The following is a 15,938-nucleotide window of genomic DNA, read 5'->3' on the forward strand; positions in this document are numbered from 1 at the left end:
TGTTTTTAACATGTCCTCAAAACAGAAACCTTCCAGAAGGGACTCAGCAGCAGATTCCATGTCCCGATATTTCTTTACAACATATAGATTATGTCAAGGCGTACCGTTATGCATTAAACAAATAAGAGAGATATGTCTCAATGATATGCCTCTCTTTTATTAACAAGAACTGTTGCTCTTAGTCCAGGCGGTTTCTAAGAGATTGTTTCTTTTTAATGTTGTTATATCCTCCTTTCCCTTTTTAGTAGAAGGATTGGAGCGGAAGGCGTGCGACCTCCTGCGGGAGCAGCGGGACAGGTGAGACCCCGCAGGCGAAGCCGAGGAGGCTCAACGCCCGCCCCGCGGAGTCGCGCGCCTGGAGCGGAAATCCGTTCCTTTTAACCAGCCAAGTTCTAAAAGCCGGGTTCCTCACATACCTTATAACTCAAATTATTATAATAGCAGGGACAAGGGTCCCCATGACAGCAAAAACCAGCCCCTATTTTCCGTATTTTAGGATATAATTGGATTAAGTTATATAGAGAGTTGGTGCATTATGACTTTAGAAAAAAAGGTAGAAGAATTGGAAATAAGAGTTATAGAATTAGAGCGGCAAATAGACGTTTTGAAGCTAAGAACTTCTTCCCATTCAGCAGCCAGTAAGCCCTTTAACCATACAGACTCTAAACCGAAGATAGAGAAACGAAATCAGAAACCTTTGATACCGTCTAAAAAAACGGTTGCAGATCCTGTTGGTCCTAAGACTGAAGATAAAACTGTGGATTATGAAAAACTGATCGGCCAGGTCTGGCTGCCGAGGGTATTCATCCTGGTGCTCATCCTCGGTGTTTTATGGGGTTACAAAGCAATGGTGGATATCGGCTTAATCACTGAGCCAATCAGGATCCTACTCGGATATGCACTAGCCGGCTTTTTCGTTTGGGTGGGCGAAAGGCAGATCAAGAATGGCAGGAACGCCCTTGGCCAGATTCTCATCGGAGGTTCTATTCCCATCCTGATATTGACGACATTTGCAGGCAACGTCCTTTACGGAATCATCCCAGGAGTTCCTGCGTTTCTATTGAATGTAAGCTGGGTGGTACTGGGGATATACTTATCTGACAGGCATGGTTCCCAGCCGGTTGCGGTCCTGTCATCGATTGCCGGCTTCCTTGTTCCTTTTTTGGTAGAGGGAACTTCAACAAATATTCTTCTGTTTACTGGCTATGAAGTGCTGTTTTTCATCACCCTGCTCTTCTACGCTATGTATAAAAATTATAGATGGCTGTATCTGACCAGTTTTATCCTGCTTCACCCGGCGCTGTTTGTTTACGCCGTTACCCAAGAGGGTGATTTCAGAATCATTGTCCTTGGGATCATTGTTCAGCATGTTTTTCTGTTAGGGATGTTTGTCACGAAAGAAATATATCCAATTTTGCAAAGAGCTACCTTGTTTACGAGCTTCATCGTAACGCAAGGCTGGGTCGTATTGTGGCTCAAGGATTCAGACTATACCTTATTCCTGGTGATGTCGGCTGCTGTTTATCTCTCTTTATCTTATTGGCAAAGAGGAGCGGATAAACTGCGCACTCTTCTTCCGGTCGCCACTTACTCCATTGCTTTGCTTCTGGCTGATCTGCTGAACTACGAAGAAGTGGGAGCTCTATTGGTGATTCAAGGGGTGATCGCCTTGTATGCAGGGTTGGCGACACAAGGAAGAATACAGTCCCTGCTGGCTTTGCTTCTCTATTTTATCGGATTGACCGCTATTATCACCGACCAAATATATGATGTTTTTTCTTACCAAACAGCCGCTTGGCTCATTTTGATTTTTTCTGGCTGGGGGTTGAAGTTCACCCTGAAAAGAAACCAGATCTTTTATGAAAAATTCTTGGATTTCAAAACGACCATGCGGATCCTGTTTGGAGCAATGGCTGTTCTGATTTTGGCCTTTATTACACAACTAGGGCTCGCAGCCACTCAAGGTTATACTTCTGATGTTCAGAGTTTGATCATTTCTGGTCTCTGGGTGTCCTACTCCATCATTGGCGTTATTATCGGGGTGAAAAGAGAAGATAAAAAGATTCGTTTGCTGGGGATCGTCCTGATTTTCCTGACTCTCGTAAAAGTTATTTTTATTGATATCGCGTATATTTCCATTTTGGTCCGGGCTGTATTGTTCATCGCTCTGGGCGGTGTGGGGATTGCTCTTTCCCGGTTTTATTATAAGAAGTCAGAGTAGATTTTTTATAGATACTAGCTGCTGGCGTAAACCTCTCAAAACCAAATGAAATCTACCGTACAGAATCGTACACTCGAAAGAGCGATTCTGCTTTTTTACTCCTGGTTTTATGGAAAGCACTAATTTGCATTCACTGTCGGGAAAAAAGAATATTATCCGCTGAGAGATTCTTATCTTACCATTTCGTTGCATTTTATTTCTCGGGTCGTACAAAAGATATTGTGGAAGATTTGCGACGATGATGAAGTTATCTCTTGAAAGATGAGGTGATAGTTATAGCAAATAGCAAAGATAAATGTCCTCATTGCGGTGCGGATGTGTATGAGGATGTTTGGGAAATCATTCATGAAGAAAACGGAAGCTTTGAGCAGGAGATTATTTATCCAGCATTAATATGCAGTAAGTTTTGTGGTTTTTATAAAAGATTCCTATCTTAAACGTTGTTGCTTTATCTAGATTTTAATATAAAGAAGGAGAAGAAAGATGACTACTAAACCTAATATTTTTCGATTTGCAACTAAAGAACTGACACAAGATGCATTTCTTTGTTGGAGTCTATCTTGGGCAAACCAAACAGAGAACATAGCCATGAGGCAATTTTCGATTGATTTATTGGGTGAGATGCTGGCTTTTCATAATATTAAAATCTCGGGGCTTGATGGTTTAGAAAGACTGGAAGTAATCAGGCAGCATAAGAATATTGATATCCTTCTTCGTTTTAGGATTAACAGTATACACTATCGAATAATCATCGAGGATAAGACAAATACATCCATGCATTCGGAACAGCTGGAGCGGTACTTTGATGAAATCAGGAGTGAACCTTGTGACGGAATGCCGGAAATCTTAGGTGTTTACTATAAGACAGGTTTTATTTTTGACAATGAGATAAGATATATTAATGATTTTAATAACACTATAGGAAAGTTTAAAGTTTTTAATAGACAAGACATGATTGAGCTTATGAAAAAGTATCAAGCTGTAGTAAAAAGTGATTTATTTCATGATTATTACGAGTATTTATGTGAGATTCAAAGAGAAGAAGATGAAATAAAAATGCATCTTAATTCCAGTGATAATAAGCAGTTTACCAACGCTCTGAAGACCCAGGTTGGTCAATGGATATTTATGAAGGAATTATTCTCCAGAATGGAAGGTGATTTCCATATTTATCGAGGAAATAGCAGCGGAAGACCTTGGACACAATGCTCTTTCATAAAAGTAAATACAAGTTTGAAGTTTCCGGAGTCATTATTTTATAGATTAGATAGACGCTCAGAAGGTGTTTATCTATCGCTGCGGCAATATTATAATTACCAAAATCAAGACATAGTCCGGTATGTAAATAGTCCTGTAAGTGTGATAAGAGAAGAAAAGGTGTCCAGGCTGAATGAATTAAGAAGGTTATTTGATGAAACAATTGATCAAATAGGAGAACGCAGCCCTGGAATTCTCCTGGAGACAGGAAAAAGAGTCCCTGATTATGCTGGAAAGAAAGAATCGGAGGTCGGTGTTTTCTTTCTTAAAGGTCCTAATTCACCAGATAAAATAAAGAGGTTCATTCCTGAGTTTCATAGCTTGTTTGTTAAGAAAGTTATTGAGAAAGAGGGCTGGGGTTTTGAAACATATAAGGAGGACAGTGGGATAGTTCACTAGTGAACTGTCCCACTGTCCCAATCCCCTAGACTAACTCCTCACAAGTATATTAATAATCTCCTGCCCGAATTCCTCTGCCTTTTTTGGCCCAATTCCATCTATCTTTAATAGTTGATCCATCGTGACTGGCCTTTTTTCAAGAATCAATTCTAAGGTGTTATTTGTAAAAACGTAGTATGGTTTAACATTCAATTCCTTGGATCGGGTGGTTCTGAGTTGGGTTAGATCCGATCTGGCTTTTTCAGTACTTTGTTTTCTAGGCTGAATAGCTGGTTTCACTATTGGTGCAGGTTCCTTTAATGGAGAGTTTTTAGTACTGTGGCTCTTTATAATAGACACTATTTCTTTACCGTACTCCTCCACTTTTTTAGGGCCGATGCCTTCAATTTCTAAAAGCTGTCCCAGCGTGAGTGGTTTTTTCTCAAGCAGACTCTCAAGAATCTTGTTTGTAAAAATATGATAGGGTTTCACGTTGGATTCCCTTGAACGTTTTAGACGAAATTCTGTCAGGGCTGCTTTTAAGTTCTCTTCCTTTGGATTGTTCTTGCTTTCAGAAGGGTAATTGGCAGCTTCAACCTGTGGTGATGTCTGAGGTTTTTCTATCAAGTACTCCTCAGGGTTAAACACTTTTTCTTTACTGAATTTTAGGATCGTATCAGCTATTCCATACAGCTGTTGGTCGGACATGAATACTGGTGACTTCTTTTCTAATTCATTTTTTATAAAATGTTTGATTTGGTCATGCCGCAAAACATTTGATTGGATATATGCCGGGGCATTCTTGGAGACTTCTAATATCGTTTTAGGGTTTGCGAAAGTAACAGCATATTTAACAGGGCAGTTTTCTATTGCTCCTTCGTCTTTAAGAAGCTTTTCAAGGATGGCTACGTGCCGTTCTACTTGATTGATCGGGCTGTACATTCCTTCTTTGTTTACCACTCTGTTGCTCTTTGTAATGATTCGTTGAAATTCTCCTTTATCCGTAACGCGGATATTGCCAAACAGCTTCTTTACTTCGATTATCATAATGAATTTATGGGTCAGAACCACAAAATCTAATTGAGCGGAATAATCCTCATACTCGATATACACATCGTGCAGGATAACCAATGGGAGCATAGAGTGCTGCAGTTCAAATAATACGTTCTTCTCTCCTGTTTGACCTATAGTGAATAATTTCAACTGGCTTGCTGCTTTCTTCAAATCGAAGGAGGGATCATTTTCTTCTGCCAATCTGGTTAGGGCCGTTATTGTAGAGGAATTCTCATTAAACGGTTTATAAATCTTGGGTTCTTTTAGTTCTCTTTTATCAGTTAGGACATTGAGGACGTTTTTAAGAAAAGACATTCTTTACCCCGCTTTCGAAGTTTTTTTGGAATATCATGTAACTTTTTGTCATTTATGGTTTTATTATAGCAAATAGTGGAAAGTTTTTGGGGGGAGTATTTGTTTTATAGCCGGAAAATTAAGGGTGCCTCATCCCGTGAATTAGTGATGATTAACTCTTGGATTGACCCTTCCTCAGCTCAATAAAATCCTGTCAGTTTTTGTCGAACGGTAGAAGTTGTTTAAAGAGATCATCTGAGTAATAATGGATGATTGGAGGTAGATGACATCATGATGAAAACAGGATTTATTTTGTTGGCTTCGTTACTAGTTTTAGTTGGGTGTGGCACTAATGAAGCAGTTCAAGAAGAGGAAACCGAGGTAATGGAACAGGTAGAATTACCTGAGGAAGAGGTAGAAGAGGCACCAATAGTGGAATCAGAAGAAACAATTCCTGAGGAAGCGGTTATTGAAGAAGAACAACCAGTTGAAGAATCGGACGTCGCTGAAGAAGCGGTTGAAGTTCAAGAGTAAGAATTATTATCCATAACATCTGAAGAAATAAATGCTATAGTTAATTCTTACATTGGAATAGAAGACATTCCAGCCGATGTTTCTTTTGAAAATGGTGAAATAAACACGACGATTCATTTAGAATCGGATGGTTCAATTCCTTTGATTGATTTAGCTGTGAACAGATACAGTCAGCTGTCAGATGAGTTACTATACTATGAAGGCTGGGGAGTACTAACTGTTACATTCCCGGGTGTCGGCACAGTCAGCATGAATCGTATGGAAAAAGAAACAAATGATTATGGAGATTATTTTCCTATGGCGACGATAGAAGAAAGATTATATTAAGAGAGCAAGGCGCGGGACAGAAGGCAAGATTAGATTCTCGATCAGGAACAGTTCTTCTCCATTGAAGAGGGACATGTCATGTCGCCATGCTGCTTGTGTTCATAAGATTCTACCACATTCGCCATATTATTTTTCGCCAATAGTTTTACAAAAACCCTGCAGATTAACACTCTAGTAATCTTGCAGGGTTTTTATTATGAAATCTTCTAACGTGGGAGTTCTTCATTTTACAATTCATCTCTAGGGACAATTCTTGCTTTCAGGTTCTTGGATAATTTCTAATCATAAATTAGAGTATCAGCGGACTCCTGCTGATGCCTTTTTTATATTATTTGTTTTGTAGCAGAGCTTGTGGAGGGGGAAACGTATCTTTCCATCCGTCCCCGCTATTCATTTTTTAGGCATATTTTCTCATGATTTTGGTATTTATTAGTTATAACCAAGAAAGGGGTTTTGCTGATGAATTGTCCTGACTGCCAACATGTGAATAATGGGGGGAACTTTTGTGAACAGTGCGGTACCAAGTTAACCTCAGCGTATTCTCCTCCTGATCCTCCATCTCATATGCAGCCGGTTCAGGGAGGGGCAGGTCAATATGTGCAGACAGCTCAAGCTGTTCCGCCTCCTAATCCGAATGTTCACTTGGAGAATGCCAAACAAGCTTCAAAAATGTATTTCAGTTACTTTATGACTGTTCTAAAGTCGCCCATGGCTGCCACGCAGAATACTAACAGAGAACAGCTTACAAATGGATTGATCTCTATTGGTTTATTTGCTCTTATCATACCGCTGATTATATATTTCAGCCTCGATCCTTCCAGTGACGGTGCTTTCATGGAGTTTGTGGTCAAACCTGCGTTTTCATATGGAATATTCATCCTTCTCATTGCTTCCTATACGTATGTTTCAATCAAGCTTGGGAAGGCTTCTGCTGGTTATACCGATGTCATCGCAAGATTTGGATCCATGCTCATTCCTTTTTAGGCTTATTTTTCATTGCCCTGATTATGTCGCTTATTGATATGAAGTTGTTTCCTGTCCTGCTGGGAATTGGTTTCTTCGGTTCCGTTTTTATATTGCCGCCGCTTGTTATTTCAAGTTTTAAAAAAGACACGTCCTCGGGTCTTGATGTGCTCTATGGTACATTGCTGACGTATCTGGCCATCTTCCTTACATTTATCGTAATGGCAGCATTCATCATTGCGACACTGATAGACCTTATACAATATCAATTAGAATCACTGATTCCATTTTGATTATTAAATGAAGAGGTGATGAAATGAGGTATTGTAAACAGTGCGGAAGTGCTCTGACAGAAAAGGCATCCTTCTGTAATAACTGCGGGGAAATTGTCTCTCCTAAGAAAGAGAAGCCAGATCGTCGCTGCAAAAGTTGCGGAAAGGAAATCGGTGAAGGCCTTGAATGGTGTCCGGACTGCAACCCTCCAGCTGATGAGAGGAAAAGGTTTTGCGGGCATTGTGGGGAGAAAATAGGTGAAGGTGACCAGGAATGTCCAATATGCAGGGTGACATCTGAGCAGACTGCCTATTGTAAAAGCTGTGGAACAATAATTGCATTTCATGAAACCTTCTGTGTTCTTTGCATGCAGCAAGCTCCTGGGCCCGGACAGTCCGTTTATTCTCCGCCTTCCACTAAAAAGCGGAAGCCGCGCAAGTGGTTTATAGCAGTGGCGATAACAGCAGTATTGATGGCTGGCGGAGGGATATATGGCTATTTCTATGTCCAGGATGCATCCTCCCCTTCACATACTGTGGAACCTTTCATTAAGGCAGTTCAAGCTCAGGATGCTGCGAAGCTAAGTGCCATTCTTAAGGAAGAAAATCCTGGGTTGAAGGAATCGGAAGTTGGAGAGTTTATAAATGATCTGCATTCTCACCCGGAAGTAATGGAGAATGCCCTGAGGAATATGAAGCAGCAAGAAACATCCTTGGCGGCCGGGAACCCTTTTTCTCAACCTTTTTTATTTGAATTAAAGCAATCAGCGGAGAAGAAGTGGATGCTTATCGATCAATATAGCATTGATCTGCTGCCTGTTTCATTTACCGTGGAAACGGATAGGGACGCCCGGGTCTGGATCAATGAGCAGGAAATCCCCCCATCCGGAACCGAAGTAAGGCAGTCCGCGGATGAGCTTCCTGGCAGTTTTAACATGAAAGCGATTAAGGATGGAGATTATGGAACCTTCGAAGTCACGGAGGAAATGATGATCTGGGAAACAAGAAAGGGTCCCATCCCTCTCTATTTCCAGGAGGAATATGTCACTGTCACTTCGGATGCCGAGGGAGCAGAGGTTTTTCTTGATGGAAAGCTATATGGGAAAATTGAGGGTGCGGATATAAAGATTGGACCGGTTGCAGAAGGTGAAGTGATAACCATCAGCGGAAAATACAGTTATCCATGGGGAGATGTGTTCACCGATGATATTCAGGCTGGCGGATCTGAAAGTGTCGATTTAACCTTCCCTCTCAATACCGCTGCCATTCGTACTGAGGTAATAGATGCTCTTGTTCGTTATAACACATCTTATATCGAATCCATTACCTATGTTGACTCTTCATTGCTGCAGAACGTGAAGGGAAAACAACTTCAGGAGATGCAAAAGACCATCAAAAATTTACAGCAGCGGAAAATTACCTATGGAGGGCGTTTGGATAATATGATATTTGACGGTTCCTCCTTTTCAATCGAAGAAAGGGATGGCACGTATTTTGCCAGCATAAATGTCGAGGAGCGATATACAAGCAGCTGGAATGATCCATCCGACTCTGCGGCTGCGACCTTCATACCAAAGAAGTATTTCTTTACGTATTATTGTGAATACGACCTTTCCGCCAATGAGTGGTATGTGGTTGAATCCAAGGAACATAAAAGCTTGATTATACAAGATCCTATCTAGAGTGCTGGCCCCAGGGACGTGTTCCTTGTCCCCTTCCATTATGAGTATCGGAAAAAATTGGAGCAGCGGCAAGGTTGGAAAGTATAGATTTTGTCGAAGAGTTTTTCTTTTCTGGAAATTTTTAGTTCGTTATAATGAAAAAGAGAGTAAATTTTCCTAAGGGGGATGAAGATGGCAAAGATCATTGTGACTTACGACCAGCCAAAAGACCAGGAAGGTTTTGACAAGCATTATCATGAAATTCATGTTCCGCTGGTACAAAAAGTGCCGAATTTAAAAGGTGCCGAAGTCCATCGTGTACTGCAAACGATGTACACTGAAGAAAAATTATACTTAATAGCTGAACTGCAGTTTGAAAGTCCGGAGATTTTGACTCAGGCACTGGCCACGCCTGAATTCCAGGAAGTACAGGGTGATGTGAAAAATCTTGTAACTTACCTGAACAAGCCTCCGGTAGTGGCAATCGTAGATTGATTTTTTGAGAGTTTAAAGGTATTCCTTCTCAAGGTGCCTTTTATTAAGGTATGTACCTTTTCTGTCTTCAAAGGTCCCGCTTCCCGAAGACCGGGTATAAGAAGAAGGCATCAGTCTTAGTGGCTGATGCTTTTTTATGTGCAAATAACATGCCCCAATGTCCCGGAAAAGTAACATAGAGAAAAGAGACTTCAAATTATTCTAAACACAATTCCTCATGTTTAAAACCGCTTATTAAACAAAAAACCGTTAAAGCGGTGACAATATACCTGTCTTTCCTCCCAATTGAAAAACATTCAAAAAAACCATTGACCCACTCTGTCAAAATAAGATAGACTTACAAACAATTTAAATAATTCAGAAAGAGAGGTTGGATGACGAAAAGAATTTTCTTAAAAGCCAGTTTGTTAATTGATAGGAATGGGGGACTTGATGCTGTACACCATGGCGGAAAAGCAATAGAACTGGAGCTGATTAAAGACTAGGAAGCTCGCAGGCTTAACCGCGGTTGACGGAAATCCAGCGGAAGATATCGCTGGATGTCAAACAACCTAAAACAGGTACATGTCGGCGGGAGGAAATAAACGTAGTTTCACTGTAAAGAAAGAAGCAGAACTAGTCTAAGTGAATGATGACCCAAATAAAATAATGGAGGCGATTATATTGTTAAATGAACCAGTTGTAGCCACGATGCTTATCCTTGCATTGATTGCGGTCGGGGAAGTCATCTCCATTAAGACCAGGGCAAGGGTGCCGATGCTGTTAGTCGTGTCGTTAGGCTATCTTGTCTTAATGTGGGTCGGTGTCATTCCGAAAGATCTTGTAGAGAACTCCACGTTTTCGATGGTTGGGGCAGTGTTGATCGCCCCATTGATTGTACATATGGGGACACTGATTCCTATGAAAATCATCAGACAGCAGTATAAATCGGTGGTGATCGCCCTGCTGGGAATCGTTATTGCTGCCGGGACCATCCTGGTGACGGTTTCCCCGATCTTTGGCTACAATACAGCGGCTGCCGGAACCGGACCGCTTACGGGTGGAATCATCGCCTTTGTTATAACTTCTGAAAAGTTACAGGCGTTAGGCTTAACAACTCTTATCACAATCCCTATTATTGTCCTTTCTCTTCAAAGCCTGATCGGACTTCCGCTGACGACTTACTTCCTGCGTCGTTATGCAGTAAAAGTGAAAGAGCAAATGGGAAGCAATCTTTATGTTGCTGCGGCAAGTGAAGCTGCCGTTCGACAAGAATCATTGGACCAAGCGGAAGTAGAAGAAGAAGAGCCTGTAAAGAAAAGCTGGATTCCTGATCGGTACGCCACTTCATCAATTCTATTGTTTCAATTGTTTTTGGGCGGATCGCTAGCAGTCGTGGCCGGAAATCTGACAGGAGTTCACTTCAGTATCTGGGCGCTCGTTATTGGGTTGGCTGGAACGTTGAGCGGCTTCTACCGCGACAACATGATGGAGCGCGCCAATTCCTTCGGTGTTGGAATGGTGGGTGTCATCTTCGTCATCATTCCTTCTATGAATCAAGTAACGTTCAGCTTGTTTTTACAAAACCTGCCGGCTGTGGCCATGATTCTTGTTATTGGATCAGTAGGCATCATCCTTGGAGGATTCGTGGGAGCCAAGCTGGTGAAATGGGATGCGGACAAAGGAATTCCAGTTGCACTGACAGCGATGTACGGATTCCCTGGAGATTATCTTGTATGTGAGGAAGTCAGCCGAAGTGTAGGAGAAACGAAAGAAGAGCAGGAGTATATCTTTAATGAAATTTTATCTCCAATGCTGGTAGGTGGATTTACGACTGTAACCATCGCATCCATTTTCATCGCAAGCATCCTTATGGGGACATTATAGCGGGACAAGGGGACAGGTCCCGTGTCCCGGGGACAATGAACCTGTCCCTCTGTCTCGAAAACTCTTAATCTAATGGAGGAAACTATGAAAACAAAACTAACCAACATTCAATTATTTGACGGGAAAAGCTCCAGCTTAACTAAAACTACTATTCTATTTGATGAAAAAGCGATCCTTGCCATCGGTGCCCTGGCGCAGGATGCAGATGCAGATCAAGTTTTCGATGGAGAAGGCTTAACCTGTGTGCCCGGTTTGATCGACTGCCACGTCCACCTCACAATGGATGGAAATGCAGATCCTTTTGTTGACAGCCTCGGGAATACCGAAGCGGACGATGCTTATAAGGCTTATCGCAATGCTCAAAAGCAAATTGAGAGTGGTGTCGTGACGGTCCGTAACGTCGGCTCCAAAGCCAATGTGGATATTGCGCTCCGTAATGCGATCGAGAAAGGGGTCGTCAAGGGTCCGAGAATTGTTGCTTCAGGGGAGCCGATCGTCATGACAGGCGGCCATGGCCATACGATGGCAATCGAAGCGGACGGTGTCGATGAGGTTCGGAAAGCGGCCCGTACCCAGTTGAAAAAAGGGGCGGATCTCCTTAAGCTGATGGCAACCGGAGGCGTCATGACACCAGGTGTCGATCCAAACTCCCCGCAGCTTGGTGAAGATGAACTGCGATGCGCCTGTACAGAGGCTTCAAATGCAGGGAAAACCACTGCAGCGCACGCACAGGGAGTGGAGGGAATCAAAAATGCGATCCGTGCCGGCATCACAACGGTAGAACATGGTATTTACCTGGATGATGAGGCGATCGACATGATGCTACAGCGGGGAACCTTCCTCGTCCCGACACTTGCCGCACCCTATAACATCGTAGAGTACGGTCTCGAATCCGGGATACCGAAACATGCGGTGGAGAAAGCAGAGAGTGTAATGGGAGACCACCAGAAGAGCTTCTACCAAGCTTATAAAAAAGGCGTGAAGATCGCTGCCGGCACAGACGCCGGGACACCGTTTAACAGGCACGGTGACTTTGTGACCGAGCTGGAGCTCATGGTGAAGAACGGGATGAAGAATGATGATGTACTGCGTTCCGCGACGAAAACAGCTTCGGAAGCCATGAGGATCGACACTATAACAGGAACCGTGGAAGTAGGAAAGTCTGCTGATCTGCTGCTTGTCCAAGGAAATCCATTAGAAAACATTTCCGATTTGCGCAAGGTCGTAAAAGTCTTCAAAGAGGGTGAATGCTATTTTACAAAGGCTCTTTTCGAAAACTTTGTTGCTATTTAACACTTATTCTGAAAAATAATCAATAAAATAAGGAATAAACTTGTAATAATGAAAAGAAAAGAGCTACTCTCCCTCAATCAGAGAGTAAACTCTTAGTATCCGGGGAAAAATCAGGCTTTGGGGATTTTTCCGAAAGCAACAATATATGCGAATACAGTCTTTTTAAAAGAGGTAAAAGAAAAAGCCGCAGTAATCTAATGGGACACGGAACCTGTCCCTTTGTCCCGCCAAAAAAATAATAGGATGGTGTTATTTAATGGAAAAGTTATATCAGCAGCTTGACCAATTGTACGATGAAATGGTGGAGGTGTTCCGCCACCTGCATATGCATCCTGAACTTTCTTTTCAAGAAGTGGAAACGCCTAAATTTATCGCAAACTATCATACTCAGCTGGGACATGAGGTCCGCACAGAAGTCGGCGGCAGAGGTGTAGTTGCAAAACTGAAAGGCGGCAAGCCTGGGCCGACTATCGCGTTGCGTGCCGACTTTGACGCCCTGCCGATCCAGGAAGAAACCGATCTCCCTCACAAGTCCAAAGTGGATGGCGTGATGCATGCGTGCGGCCATGACGGCCATACGGCGGAACTGCTGATCCTGGCAAAAGCGCTTAATAAGATGAAGGAAGAGCTTCAAGGTACCATCGTGTTCATCCATCAGCACGCTGAAGAATATCAACCGGGCGGAGCGGTTGCCATGATCGAGGACGGCTGTCTTGAAGGGGTGGATGCCATCTTTGGTACTCACTTATGGGCCAATGCGCCTGTCGGGGAAATAAGCTACCGTTCCGGCCCGGTAATGGCTGCAGCTGATCGTTTCCATGTCACGATTCAAGGTAAAGGCGGACATGGTGCCCAGCCTCACCTGACAAAAGACTCTGTTGTGATTGCGTCCCAAGTAGTAATGAACCTGCAGCAAATCGTCGCCCGCCGCGTTGATCCGCTTGAATCCGCAGTAGTATCCATCGGGAACTTTGTTGCGAAGAATGCGTTTAACGTTATCGCTGATTCAGTAGAGCTGACAGGAACAGTAAGGTCCTTTAAAGAAGAAGTGCGCGAATCAGTGAAAACTGAAATTGAGCGTGTCATAAAAGGGGCTTGTCTTTCTGCTGATGCCGACTATAAATACGAATTTGTCAAAGGTTATCCTGCCGTTGTCAATCACCAGGAAGAAACCGAGTTCTTAGCAGAAATCGCTGAATCGGTTCCAGGAGTGAAAAAGGTTTGTGAAGCGGCTCCTCGAATGGGCGGGGAAGATTTCTCCTATTATTTGCAGCACGTAAAAGGAACTTTCTTCTTCACAGGAGCCGGCGACCCGGACTGGAAAGAGACGTATCCTCATCACCATCCTAAGTTTAAAATCAGTGAAGAATCGATGCTTGTAGCTGCAAAGACATTGGGGAAAGCTGTGGTTGAATATGCGAAGAAGGGATCACCGGTTCCTGTGGTGTAGTAAGCGGGACACTGGGGACATAGGGACAGGTTCCTTGTCCTGCCATATATTTACAGCGAACTACAGGGGCAGATAATGCCGGATTTTATATAGAAGAGACATGTCTAAATAAACTGGCATGTCTCTTTTCTATTTTTTACTGAGTTGAAATGGGACACGGGACCTGCCCCTCCGTCCCAAGCGCACCTAATTCCTCACAATAATATTAATAATCTCCTGACCGAATTCCTCCGCTTTTTTTGGTCCAATTCCATCTATCTCTAAGAGTGCATCCATGGTGACCGGCCTCTTGTCGAGAATTAATTCTAAGGTGTTATTCGTAAAGATGTAGTATGGCTTAACATTTAATTCCTTAGAACGGGTGGTTCTGAATTCTGTCAGGGCTGATCTGACTTGTTCAGTACTTTGTTTTTGCGGCTGAACAACAGCTGAGTTTACTCTGGCGGCTTGTTCATTTGCTGAGGAACTTTCGGAACTATGGCTCTTTATAATAGACACTATTTCTTTACCGTACTCCTCCACTTTTTTAGGGCCGATGCCTTCAATTTCTAAAAGCTGTCTCAACGTGAGTGGTTTTTTCTCAAGCAGACTCTCAAGAATCTTGTTTGTATAAATATGATAGGGTTTCACGTTGGATTCCCTTGAACGTTTTAGACGAAATTCTGTTAGGGCTGCTTTTAAGTTATCTTCCTTTGTGCAATTCTTGCTTTCGGCAGGTGGATTGGTAGATTCGTCCTGCGGTGATGTCTGAGGTTTTTCTAACAAGTAATCCTCAGGGTTAAACACTTTTTCTCTGCTGAATTTCAGGATTGTATCGGCTATTTCATACAGCTGCTGGTCGGACATGAATACTGGTGACTTCTTCTCTAATTCATTTTTTATAAAATGCTTGATTTGGTCATGCCGCAAAACATTGGATTGGATATATGCCGGGGCATTCTTGGAGACTTCTAATATCGTTTTGGGGTTTGCGAAAGTAACAGCATATTTAACAGGGCAGTTTTCTATTGCTCCTTCTTTTTTAAGAAGCTTTTCAAGGATGCTTACGTGACGTTCTACTTGATTAATCGGGCTGTACATTCCTTCTTTGTTGACCACTCTGTTGTTTTTAGTAATCACCCGTTGAAATTCGCCTTTCTCCGTAACATGTATATTGCCAAACAACTTCTTCACTTCGATAATCATAATGAATTTATGGGTAATAACCACAAAATCCAGCTGAGCAGAATAATCCTCATACTCAATATAAACATCGTGTAAAATCAGCAACGGGAGCATAGAATGCTGCAGCTCATATAATACATTTTTTTCTCCTGTTTGTCCTATGGTGAATAATTTCAACTGGTTTTTTACTTTTTTCAGATCGACGGAGGGATTATTCCCTTCTGCCAGTCTTATTAGTGCCGTAATTATAGAGGAATTCTCATTGAATGGTTTATAAATCTTAGGTTCTTTTAGTTCTCTTTTATCAGTCAGGACATTGAGGACATTTTTAAGAAAAGACATTCTTTCCCCCCTTTCGAGATTTTGTTTTGCCGAAATACTATGTAACTTTTTGTAAGCTATAGTATTATTATAGCAAAAAGTGGAAAGTTTTGGCGGAAGTATTTGGTTTATAAGAACGGGGGCACCTTCCTGAAAAAGCTGATGTCTATAAAAGTTTCGAGCATCTTTTATTAGAGCGGGGACGTCTGCGGCATAATTTTTCTGTACCTGAGACAAGGGACCTTCGTCCTGAGCTTTTTCAATCATGTGCAGGAAAAAGCAATCATAGAGTTATAAAGGGGAAAATGGGGAGGCGGAAATATGGTTTGGATTTTTTATCTAGTTGCGTTAGTAATATTATTCAATGGCGGGCATCATTTAGGTGGAGC

At 42.3% G+C, this 15,938-nt stretch carries 14 protein-coding genes; 12 read left to right on the plus strand and 2 right to left on the minus strand.

Going from position 1 to position 15,938, the window contains the following annotated elements; translation table 11 throughout:
• Window positions 1-535: 535 nt before the first annotated feature.
• The 3 genes from B9Z54_RS10690 to B9Z54_RS10695 all read left to right on the plus strand — a co-directional run bounded on the left by B9Z54_RS10690 (window position 536) and on the right by B9Z54_RS10695 (window position 3,877).
• Window positions 536-2,221 carry a DUF2339 domain-containing protein gene (locus B9Z54_RS10690; protein WP_113928381.1) on the plus strand — a complete coding sequence of 562 codons (1,686 nt, stop codon included), beginning with the start codon at window positions 536-538 and terminating at the stop codon, window positions 2,219-2,221.
• Between the two features lie 254 nt (window positions 2,222-2,475).
• Window positions 2,476-2,658: a hypothetical protein gene (locus B9Z54_RS24810; RefSeq protein ID WP_162785174.1), complete on the plus strand. Its 183-nt coding sequence runs from the start codon at window positions 2,476-2,478 to the stop codon at window positions 2,656-2,658.
• A 46-nt stretch (window positions 2,659-2,704) separates the two neighbouring features.
• Window positions 2,705-3,877 (plus strand): PD-(D/E)XK nuclease family protein, encoded by a 1,173-nt coding sequence (locus B9Z54_RS10695; RefSeq protein ID WP_113928382.1) that lies wholly within the window; start codon window positions 2,705-2,707, stop codon window positions 3,875-3,877.
• 30 nt (window positions 3,878-3,907) lie between these two features.
• On the opposite strand, the gene B9Z54_RS10700 is transcribed toward B9Z54_RS10695, so the two are convergent.
• A complete protein-coding gene (locus B9Z54_RS10700; RefSeq protein WP_113928383.1) occupies window positions 3,908-5,224 on the minus strand; it encodes an HRDC domain-containing protein in 1,317 nt (438 codons plus the stop codon).
• 270 nt (window positions 5,225-5,494) lie between these two features.
• On the opposite strand from B9Z54_RS10700, the gene B9Z54_RS10705 reads away from it, so the two are divergent.
• From B9Z54_RS10705 to B9Z54_RS10745, 9 genes are all read left to right on the plus strand, one after another.
• Entirely contained in the window at window positions 5,495-5,737 is a 243-nt protein-coding gene (locus B9Z54_RS10705) for a hypothetical protein (RefSeq protein WP_113928384.1), read from the plus strand.
• Window positions 5,738-5,893: 156 nt separating this feature from the next.
• A complete protein-coding gene (locus tag B9Z54_RS10710; RefSeq protein ID WP_162785175.1) occupies window positions 5,894-6,064 on the plus strand; it encodes a hypothetical protein in 171 nt (56 codons plus the stop codon).
• Between the two features lie 459 nt (window positions 6,065-6,523).
• A complete protein-coding gene (locus B9Z54_RS10715; protein WP_113928386.1) occupies window positions 6,524-7,048 on the plus strand; it encodes a zinc ribbon domain-containing protein in 525 nt (174 codons plus the stop codon).
• A 23-nt stretch (window positions 7,049-7,071) separates the two neighbouring features.
• Window positions 7,072-7,320 carry a hypothetical protein gene (locus tag B9Z54_RS10720; RefSeq protein ID WP_113928387.1) on the plus strand — a complete coding sequence of 83 codons (249 nt, stop codon included), beginning with the start codon at window positions 7,072-7,074 and terminating at the stop codon, window positions 7,318-7,320.
• Between the two features lie 23 nt (window positions 7,321-7,343).
• Complete coding sequence (locus tag B9Z54_RS10725; protein WP_113928388.1) at window positions 7,344-8,981, plus strand: zinc ribbon domain-containing protein; 1,638 nt, start codon at window positions 7,344-7,346, stop codon at window positions 8,979-8,981.
• A gap of 171 nt (window positions 8,982-9,152) precedes the next feature.
• A complete protein-coding gene (locus tag B9Z54_RS10730; protein WP_113928389.1) occupies window positions 9,153-9,455 on the plus strand; it encodes an EthD family reductase in 303 nt (100 codons plus the stop codon).
• A gap of 648 nt (window positions 9,456-10,103) precedes the next feature.
• Complete coding sequence (locus B9Z54_RS10735; RefSeq protein ID WP_113928495.1) at window positions 10,104-11,321, plus strand: hypothetical protein; 1,218 nt, start codon at window positions 10,104-10,106, stop codon at window positions 11,319-11,321.
• Between the two features lie 84 nt (window positions 11,322-11,405).
• Complete coding sequence (locus B9Z54_RS10740; protein WP_113928390.1) at window positions 11,406-12,614, plus strand: metal-dependent hydrolase family protein; 1,209 nt, start codon at window positions 11,406-11,408, stop codon at window positions 12,612-12,614.
• 256 nt (window positions 12,615-12,870) lie between these two features.
• On the plus strand, window positions 12,871-14,064 hold the full coding sequence (locus B9Z54_RS10745; protein WP_113928391.1) for a M20 family metallopeptidase: 1,194 nt from the start codon (window positions 12,871-12,873) through the stop codon (window positions 14,062-14,064).
• A gap of 186 nt (window positions 14,065-14,250) precedes the next feature.
• Here B9Z54_RS10745 and B9Z54_RS10750 read toward each other — a convergent pair whose 3' ends face one another.
• Entirely contained in the window at window positions 14,251-15,570 is a 1,320-nt protein-coding gene (locus tag B9Z54_RS10750; RefSeq protein ID WP_113928392.1) for an HRDC domain-containing protein, read from the minus strand.
• Window positions 15,571-15,938 lie beyond the last annotated feature (368 nt).

Origin of the sequence: Bacillus sp. P14.5, from assembly GCF_003316765.1 — a bacterium.
Taxonomy (GTDB): domain Bacteria; phylum Bacillota; class Bacilli; order Bacillales; family Bacillaceae_B; genus Rossellomorea.